The sequence below is a fragment of the Zoogloea sp. genome, assembly GCF_028689785.1.
GTDB lineage: Bacteria > Pseudomonadota > Gammaproteobacteria > Burkholderiales > Rhodocyclaceae > Zoogloea.
Window position 1 is genome coordinate 52039 of sequence record NZ_JAQVCN010000029.1, and the last position, 8620, is coordinate 60658.

The window sequence follows — 8620 nt, forward strand, 5'->3', positions numbered from 1 at the left end:
AAACCTCATCCATCCGGAGCTTCAATGAAACAACTCGTCAAACCTCTGCTCGCCGTCCTCGCCCTCACCGCCGCCTCGGCCGCCTTCGCCCAGCAGGCGCCCAAACCCGAACAGGTCATCAAGTGGCGTCAGTCGGTCTACCAGGTGCTGGCCTGGAACAATGGCCGCATCAAGGCCAGTGTGGACGGCACTTACAACAAGGATGAAGTGATCCGCGCCGCCAACGCCATCGCCGCCATCGCCAACTCCGGCCTCGGCGCCCTCTACCCGGCCGGCACCGAAACCGGCAAGGGCTGGCGTGAAACCACGGTCAAGCCCGAGCTGTTCACCGACACCGCCAAGGCCGGTGAGGCCGCACGCAAGTTCGTCACCGAATCCAACGAACTCGCCAAGGTCGCCGCCACCGGCGACGCCGCCGCCGTCAAGGTGGCCTTCGGCAAGCTCGGTGCCACTTGCAAGGGCTGCCACGACGACTTCCGCAAGAAGGACTGAGCCCGACAGGGCGGTGCCGCCCCTGACTGACGCGTCGTCTGACGGTCGACGCGGTCTCTCCGCAGGGGCGACTTCAGCCGCCCATCCGCGTGTTGATTGCCGTCATGCCCTTGATCGAAGTCCGCGGGCGACTGAAGTCGCCCCTATCGTCCCTCCAGCCGCCCCCGGTGCATCCGGATCGCCCGTGGGGTCGAATTTACTCGACCTGTTCACGCCAGTGACCAGCATGCCGTCGATCCGGCGTCCGAGGCGGGATGAAGCCGCCCCCGCTCATCGGCCCCCGGCCTGCTGACCGGGGCGCTCCAGCTCGATCCGATCCACGACGATATGGGCCGCTTCCACCTGGAGCAGGTCCGGGCCGTCGGCAGGCGTTGCCCGTGCCGGCAGGGGTGCGGGATCGGCCCGCCGGGTGGGCTCGTGCAGGGAAATCTCGGTGCGGGCCTGGAGGGCCTTGCGGCGGGCGATCTCGCCGAGCAGGCGGCCGAACTCGGGGTTGGCCGCGATCCGGGCGCGGTGGCGTTCCTCCAGGTGCGGCAGGGTTTCGTCCAGCCCGGCCAGGGTGTCGTAATTGGCGGCGCGGATGCGCATGAAGGGCAGGGCGTTGTCGAAGCCGGTCTCGCCCGCGGCGTCGTGGGTCGGCAGCATGGGCAGGGCGATGTCGGGCTTCACGCCGCGCAGTTGGGTGGTGGCGCCGTTGATGCGGAAAAACTGGGCGATGGTGAGCCTGAGCTCGCCGAGCCCCGGAGCAGCTTGGGCGCCCAGGCGTTCGAGCTTGACCATGCTTTGCACGCTGCCCTTGCCAAAGCTGTTTTCGCCGAGCACGACGCCGCGCCGGTAGTCCTGGATGGCGGCGGCGAAGATCTCCGAGGCTGAGGCGGAGTGGCGGTCGATGAGCACGGCCAGGGGGCCGCTCCAGGCCATCGCCGGGTCGTGGTCGCCGTTCACCTGAACCCGCCCGTGGCCGTCCCGCTGCTGTACCACGGGGCCAGTCTCGATGAACAGGCCAGTCAGTTCGATGGCTTCGTCGAGGGCGCCGCCACCGTTGTTGCGCAGGTCCATCACCACCGCGTCCACGCCCTCGCTGCGTAGCTCGCCAAGCAGGCGCGCCACGTCTCGGGTGGCGCTGCGATAGCCCTTCTCGCCCCGGTTGCGGGCTGTGAAGTCCTGGTAGAAGGTGGGTAGGGTGATGATGCCGACGCGTCGCCCGTCAGTGATATTGACGACACCTTTGCGTGCGGCCTGGTCTTCCAGCCCGACCGTCTTGCGCACCAGGGCCACGGTGCGCTGGGTGCCGCCCAGGGTGGCGTCACCGGGCAGCACGTCGAGCCGTACCACCGAGTCGGGGCCACCGCGAACCTTGGCGACGACCTCGTCAAGGCGCCAGCCCTGCACGTCCTCGATGCGGCCGCGCTCGCCCTGGCCGACCCCGACGATGCGGTCACCCACCTGCAGGCGGCCGGAGCGGGCCGCCGGGCCGCCCGGGGTCAGCTCGCGGATGGTGGCAAAGTCGTCCTTCTCTTCCAGCATGGCGCCGATGCCCACCAGCGACAGGCGCATGGAGATGTCGAACTCGCCGGCGGCGCGGGGGCCCAAGTAGCCGGTATGCGGATCGACGCTGCCGGTGTAGGCCCCCATGAAGATCTGGAATACATCATCGCTCTGCATGCGCGCCAGGCGCCGTCGGGCGGCAAGGTAGCGGCGCTCCAGGGCGGCGGCAACCCGGGTGTCGTCCTGCCCGGCCAGGCGCAGTTGCAGCCATTCGTGCTTGAGGCGCTTGCGCCACAGTTCGGCCAGTTCGTCCGGAGAGGTGGCCCAGGGGGCATCCTTGCGGCTCAGCCGGTAGCTCTCGTCCACCTGGAAGTCGAAGCCGCGACGCAGCAGTGTCAGGGCCCGGGCGAAGGTGGCATCGGCCCGTTCGGCCTGGCGCCGGTAAAGCGCGAAGGGCAGTGCCAGGTCGCGGGACAGGATGGCGTCGTCGAGGCGGGTGCGGGCTTCTTTCCAGCCATCGATGTCGCTCTGCAGCAGGAACATCCGCTCCGGGTCCAGGGCCCGGATGTAGCGCTCGAAGATCTGCTCGGAGCGGGCGTCGTCGAGGGCGGTGGGCAGGTAGTGGGCGTGCCCCAGAAGCTGGGCGGTGTAGCGCGCGGCGTCGGCCTGGCGGGCTTCGGGTTTGAGGGCCGGCAGGCCGGCTGCGCCGACGCTGCCGAAGGCTGCCACGGCACACAGGCCGCCGACGAGGCGCTTCATGGAGTCTCCTGCCCGCGGCGGGGCGCTGGGATGGTGTGCGGTCAGGCTGCCGGCCTCCGGTGCCGTCAGGAGGTTGCAGCCTTGATGGCGGCGGGCTCAGTTGGCCGCGGCGCGGGGGGGCGGGGCGGTGATGCGGGCAACCTTGCCGCCCTGGTCTTCGTAGTCGAGGGAGCCGGCGGCGCCCGCGATCTTGTAGCCCTTGGCGCTGAGCTTGTCGCCGATGTCCCCGGCCCGGTGGGCGCGGTTGGAGACGGTGATGATGTTGCGGTCCTTGGGGATGTAGGCCAGGTACTTCTCGACTTCGTTGAACTGGACGCTCAGGAAGATCGGAAAGCTGCCGCGGGTGATGAGTTCGTCGGGGCGGCGCACGTCGAGCACCAGCACTTCGCCGGGCTTGGCCAGCAGGGCGTCGATCTCGGCGCGGCTGAGCTGTTTGGTCTTGTAGGTCCAGGGCGGGGCGACGTAGGGCTTGGCTGCAGCCGCAGCAGGTTGGGCGGGGGCGGCCTGTTGGGCAAAGACGCTGGTGGTGCCGGCGGCCAGCAGGGCGGCGAGGAGGAAAGCGGTTTTCATGATGTCTTTCTTGGCTGAATATGAAATGTCGGGAGGCGCCTGGCGACGCATCCTCCGGTCGTGAGTTGCAACATTCGCGCCGGCTTGGCGAAGACGAGGCAGTCGGGCAAGGTCTTGATCCGTAGGGGGGCTTCCTGTTCGGCGCGGAGGGCGGCCGAGCCTGGCTGTTGCCTGCTCATCAGGCCTGTGCGGCGGGCTGTTGCGCCCCGTGCATGGGGGCGAGACGGGCTTGCACCGGGATGGGGGGCGGTTTGCGCCGCCCGCGGTGGGGCCGGCTGGGCAGAAGCACCTCCATGAAGGCATGCCAGAAGGCAAACCACGGTGGTGTGGGGTGTGTGTTGGTGGGTTTCATGTTGCGTAGGCTCCTCGCTGGATTGCCTCCCTTTTGCAAGTCCGGGGCCAGCTTTCATCCGGCACCGGCAAAGCATGTGCGGGCCCGGGATGAGCGCGGTTTGCGTGGCATCGGCAGATGCCGGAGGGGCTTGGGGGACGAGGCTTGAGCTGCTGCGTGCCGAACACCCGGGCAACGGAATGTCTGCGATCGCAGCAGCCGGGGGTGTGGTGACCACCGGCGGAAGGCCGGTCGGCGGGCTTGCGCAGACCGGCCCGATCCTTGCACGCTGTCCGGGCTTTCCCTTTTCCTTCAGGTAATCGTCCGATGAAAATCCGTTTTGTGTTCTTGCTGCTCGTGGGTGGCCTGCTTTTGGGGGGCCGTGTCGCGGCTCAGGTGCCGGTCCAGGGCGAAGCCGACCACGCCCGCCTGCTCGCCAGCCCCGACCCCCGCCTCGCCGCCAACAAGCGGCTGGTGTATGACTTCTGGCGGGAGGTTTTCGAGGGCGGCCATCTGGACCGGGCCGAGCACTACCTGGCCGAGTCCTACATTCAGCACAACCCGCGGGTTCCGACGGGCCGTGCGGCCTTCGTGGAGTTCTTCGGCAAGCGCGTCAAAGCGGTGCCGATCGAGGCCCGGGTGCGTACGCCCCTCGTCAGCATCGTGGCGGAGGGTGATCTGGTCAGCCTCGCTTTCGTGCGGGAGTACCCGGACCCGAGGGCTCCCGGCAAGACCTATACCTCCACCTGGTTCGACCTCTTCCGCATCCAGGACGGCAGGATCGTCGAACACTGGGACGCCGCGACCCTGCCCTGAGCATCGCCAGCCCTCGGGGGGAGCGGATGAACGCGACCCCGCGAACAGGCCCGGGCGGGCTACCGGCTGGCCTGTTTTGCGGTCTGCAGGGTGGCGGCGTCGGCGACGATGTGGACGGCTTCGTCGAGAGGGGTGTCCTTGCGGCCCTTCAGTGCTTTCTCGGAGTCGATTTCGGCCTTCAGGCTGCGTTCTCCGGACTGCAGGCCGTCGTCGCGGAGGGCGGCGGCGTCCTGGGTGTTGCGGCTGCGGAGGCGGGCTTCGCGGGCGTCCTTCTCCTTGCGGCGCTCGGCTTCGACCAGGGACAGGCTGCGCAGGGCCTTGAGGCGGAGGGCCTCGGCGACATCTTCCTGTAGTTCCTTGAAGGCCTTGTCATTGCGGATGCGGGCGTCGTGGCGGCGCTGGAGTTCGGGCAGGATCGGGCCCAGGGTGCCGGCGGGGGTGAAGCGGGCGGCAGGGATCTGGCGCCAGGGCAGGGCGTTGTCGAAGGCGGCCTCGCCAAACTCCGCGTCGTCGAAGGCCGAGGGGAAACGGATGTCGGGGGTCACGCCCCTGAGTTGGGTGGTGCCGCCATTGACCCGGAAGAACTGGGCGATGGTCATCTTCAGCTCGCCGTAGCGGGGCGTGTCGTTGCGGGCGATCTGGTCGAGGTTGATGAGGGACTGGACGGTGCCCTTGCCGAAGCTGGTCTCGCCGACGATGACGGCGCGCCCGTAGTCCTGCAGGGCGGCGGCAAGGATCTCGGAGGCCGAGGCGGAGCCCCGGTTGATCATCACCGCCATGGGGCCGTCCCAGGCGGTGCCGGCCTTCTCGTCGCTCTCCACCTCGATCTTGCCGTCGGCCCGGCGCTGCTGCACGACGGGGCCGGTGTCGATGAACAGGCCGGTCAGCTCGACGGCTTCGCGCAGGGAGCCGCCGCCATTGTTGCGCAGGTCGAGGATCAGGCCGTCCACCTTCTCTGCTTTCAGTTCGTCGATCAGGCGGGCCACGTCGCGGCTGGCGCTGCGGTAGTCCTTGTCGCCGCTGCGGCGGCCCTGGAAGTCTTCGTAGAAGCCGGGCAAGGTGATGACGCCGATGCGCGGGCCGCTGTCGCCGGGGCCGGCGTTGAGCACCTTCTTCTTCGCCGCCTGCTCTTCGAGGCGGATGGTGTCGCGGACCAGGGTGATCTGCCGGTGGGCGCCGTCGGGGCCGGCGTCGGCGGGCAGGATGTCGAGCACCACCTGGGTGTCCTTGGTGCCGCGGATCAGTTTGACCACTTCATCCACCCGGTTGCCGACCACGTCGGTGAGGGGGGTGCCGGGCCCCTGGCCCACGCCGACGATGCGGTCGCCCACGGCCAGCTTGCCGGAGCGCGCCGCCGGGCCGCCGGGGGACAGCTCGCGGACGGTGATGTACTCGTCCCGCTCCTGCAGCACCGCGCCGATGCCTACCAGGGACAGGCGCATGGTGATGTCGAAGGAATCCGCCGAGCCCCGGCCCAGGTAGCTGGTGTGGGGCTCGATGGTGCCGGTGTAGGCGTTCATGAAGATCTGGAAGACGTCGTCACCGCGCACCCGACGGCTGCGGGCAAGGGCGTTGTCGTAGCGCTTGCCCAGGGTTTCGCGGATGGTCTTGTCGTCCTGGCCGGCGAGCTTGAGGCGCAGCCAGTCGTTCTTGACGCGCTTGCGCCACAGGTCGCGGGCCTCGGCGTCGTCGGCTGGCCAGGGGGCTTTGCTGCGGTCGAGGGCGATGCTTTCCGGGGTGGTGAAGTCGAAGCCGGCATCGAGGAGGCTGCGGGCATAGACGAGGCGTTCGGCGTTGCGCGCGGCGAGGCGTTCGTGGATGGCGAAGGGGGCGTCGAGGCGTCCCAGCAGGATGGCGTCGTCGAGGGTGGTGCGCCAGGGGGCGAAGGCTTCGATGTCGGCCCGGGTGAAGTAGAGATGCTCCGGATCGAGGTCTTTCAGGTAGCGCTCGAAGATGCGCGCCGACAGGGCGTCGTCGAGGGGCTGAATGGCGTAGTGGTAGCGGCTCAGGAACATCGACCCCAGGTAGGCGGCCTGGGCCTGCTCCGGCGTGGGCAGGAGGCGTGGCGGGGCGTCGTCGGCATGGAGCGGGGCGGCGAAGGCGAGGGCCAGCAGGGTGCCGAGCAGGAGGCGTTTCATGGGGTGGATGTCCTGAACGTGGGGCGGGGGAGGGGCAGCTTACCAGGCGGGGGCCGCCGAGGTGGCCGGGGCTGGCGCGGGGGCGGGCAGCAGGGCGCCGGCCGCGGACAGGCCCGCAGCGCTGGCGATGAGGGCCGCCACCAGGAAGGCCACCAGTCCGCCGCCCCGCCGCGTGCCGGGGGCGGGGCTGTGGCGCTGGGTCGGGTTGCTGGGGGTCCAGCCGGTGAGCATGGGCTTCACGAGGTTCTCTTTTTTGACGTGCAGGTAGAACACGATGGCCCCCACATGCAGCGCGATCAGGGCCAGGAGCCCATTCTGCAGCCATGCGTGCCAGGTGTGGAAGCGGTCGGAGAGGTCTTTGCCTACCCAGTCGGCGAAGGGGCCCTGATAGGCGATGTCGTCATTGGTGAACAGGCCGGTGGCGGCCTGGGCGCCGATGAGGCCGAGCAGAGCCAGCACCGACAGGGCGCCAATGGGGTTGTGGCCGATACCGCGCCATTCGCCTCGCAGATAGGCGCGAATGGCGCCGGGCCCGCGCACGAAGCTGGTGAAGCGCGCGGTGGCGGTGCCGATGAAGCCCCACACGATGCGGAACACCACCAGCCCGACAATGAAGAAGCCGGCCCGACCATGCCAGTCGATGAGGTTGCCGCCGAGGGTGCCGGACACGTAGGCGAAGGCGATGCTGGCGACGAGCAGCCAGTGGAAGAGGCGGATGGGCAGATCCCAGACACGTTGGCGATGCATGTGATGACTCCGGAAAGGGGAAGAGGGAAGGGCTCAGAGGGTGTTACTGAGCGGAAGCGCCTGTGGAAAGGCGGCGCCGGCCAGGGTGGGCAACGGAAAGCGGATTCATCTGCATCCTCTCAGGGCTGGCCGCCGCCGGTGGCCTTGAACAGGGCCACGCTGCCGGTGAGGCGGCGGACCAGGATGTCCAGGCGGGCGCGTTCGGCGTTGAGGGCGACGGTCTGGGCGCTGGTGACGTTGAGGTAGCTCACGGTGCCGGCCAGGTATTGGTTATTGACCAGCGTCAGGGATTCGGTGGCGGCGGCCAGGGCGTCGGCCTGGGCCTGGGCTTCGGCTTCCAGGATGCGCAGGGCGGCGAGGTTGTCCTCCACCTCCTGGAAGGCGGTGAGAACGGTCTGGCGGTAGCTGGCCACGCTTTCGTCCCAGCTGGCGATGGCCTGGGCCTTGCGCGCCGAGCGGGCGCCGGCGTCGAACACGCTGAGGGCAAGGTTGGGGCCGAGGGACCAGAACTGGTTGGGCAGGGACAGCACCCGGGCCAGGGCCGCGCTCTGGGTGCCGACGGTGGCGCCCAGGGTGAGGGTCGGGAAGAAGGCGGCCTGGGCTACGCCGATCTGGGCGTTGGCGGCGGCCACCCGGCGTTCGGCGGCGGCGATGTCGGGGCGGCGTTCGAGCAAGGTGGAGGGCAGCAGGCCCGGCACGGGCGGCAGGTCGGGCAGGCGGGTGGTGGGCGGCAGGGCCAGATCAGCCGGCGGGCGCCCGGTGAGCACGGCCAGGGCGTGCTCCAGCTGGCGGCGCTGGATGCCCAGGTCGATGAGCTGGGCCTGGGCCGTCTTCAGCTGGGCCTGGGCCTGGGTGACGTCGGCCCGGGCGGCGACGCCAGCGTCGAAACGGTTGCGGGTGATCTCGCCGGAGCGGGTGTAGGCGGCCACCGTGCGTTCGAGCAGGGCGTGCTGGGCGTCGTTGATGCGCAGTTGCAGGTAGGCCTGGGTGACGGCGGCCTGGGTGCTCAGGCGGGCGGCCTGCAGGTCGGCGGCACTGGCGGCAGCGCTGGCCTGGGCGGCCTCGCCGCTGCGGGCGATGCGGCCCCACAGGTCGGGCTCCCAGCTGGCGGCGAGGCTCAGGCGGCTGGTGTTGCGGATGGGGGCGCCGGCGCTGGCCGTGGTGCCGCCGGTAGTGGTGGTGCTCACGCCCTGGCTGCGGGTCACGCCGGCGCTGGCGTTGAGGGTGGGAAACTGTGCCGCCTGGGCGGCGTCGAGCAGGGCGCTGGCCTGGCGGTAGC

At 69.7% G+C, this 8620-nt stretch carries 8 protein-coding genes; 2 read left to right on the forward strand and 6 right to left on the reverse strand.

The annotated features are described in order from the left end of the window. Nucleotides 1–24: 24 nt before the first annotated feature. Entirely contained in the window at nucleotides 25–492 is a 468-nt protein-coding gene (locus PHI64_RS13660) for a cytochrome c (protein WP_299883699.1), read from the forward strand. Between the two features lie 270 nt (nucleotides 493–762). Here PHI64_RS13660 and PHI64_RS13665 read toward each other — a convergent pair whose 3' ends face one another. From PHI64_RS13665 to PHI64_RS13675, 3 genes are all read right to left on the reverse strand, one after another. After that, nucleotides 763–2739: a carboxy terminal-processing peptidase gene (locus tag PHI64_RS13665; protein ID WP_299883701.1), complete on the reverse strand. Its 1977-nt coding sequence runs from the start codon at nucleotides 2737–2739 to the stop codon at nucleotides 763–765. A 96-nt stretch (nucleotides 2740–2835) separates the two neighbouring features. Then, nucleotides 2836–3309 carry a rhodanese-like domain-containing protein gene (locus PHI64_RS13670; RefSeq protein ID WP_299883703.1) on the reverse strand — a complete coding sequence of 158 codons (474 nt, stop codon included), beginning with the start codon at nucleotides 3307–3309 and terminating at the stop codon, nucleotides 2836–2838. A 178-nt stretch (nucleotides 3310–3487) separates the two neighbouring features. After that, entirely contained in the window at nucleotides 3488–3661 is a 174-nt protein-coding gene (locus tag PHI64_RS13675; protein WP_299883705.1) for a hypothetical protein, read from the reverse strand. A gap of 306 nt (nucleotides 3662–3967) precedes the next feature. On the opposite strand from PHI64_RS13675, the gene PHI64_RS13680 reads away from it, so the two are divergent. After that, nucleotides 3968–4456, forward strand: a complete 489-nt coding sequence (locus tag PHI64_RS13680; RefSeq protein WP_299883707.1) for a nuclear transport factor 2 family protein — start codon at nucleotides 3968–3970, stop codon at nucleotides 4454–4456. A 59-nt stretch (nucleotides 4457–4515) separates the two neighbouring features. Here the strand turns inward: PHI64_RS13680 and PHI64_RS13685 are convergent, their stop codons facing one another. The 3 genes from PHI64_RS13685 to PHI64_RS13695 form a co-directional block, all read right to left on the reverse strand. Then, on the reverse strand, nucleotides 4516–6594 hold the full coding sequence (locus tag PHI64_RS13685; RefSeq protein ID WP_299883709.1) for a carboxy terminal-processing peptidase: 2079 nt from the start codon (nucleotides 6592–6594) through the stop codon (nucleotides 4516–4518). Nucleotides 6595–6633: 39 nt separating this feature from the next. Then, nucleotides 6634–7341: a cytochrome b/b6 domain-containing protein gene (locus PHI64_RS13690; RefSeq protein ID WP_299883711.1), complete on the reverse strand. Its 708-nt coding sequence runs from the start codon at nucleotides 7339–7341 to the stop codon at nucleotides 6634–6636. 119 nt (nucleotides 7342–7460) lie between these two features. Further along, nucleotides 7461–8620 (reverse strand): efflux transporter outer membrane subunit (locus PHI64_RS13695; RefSeq protein ID WP_299883713.1); only part of this gene is annotated, 1160 nt, incomplete at its 5' end.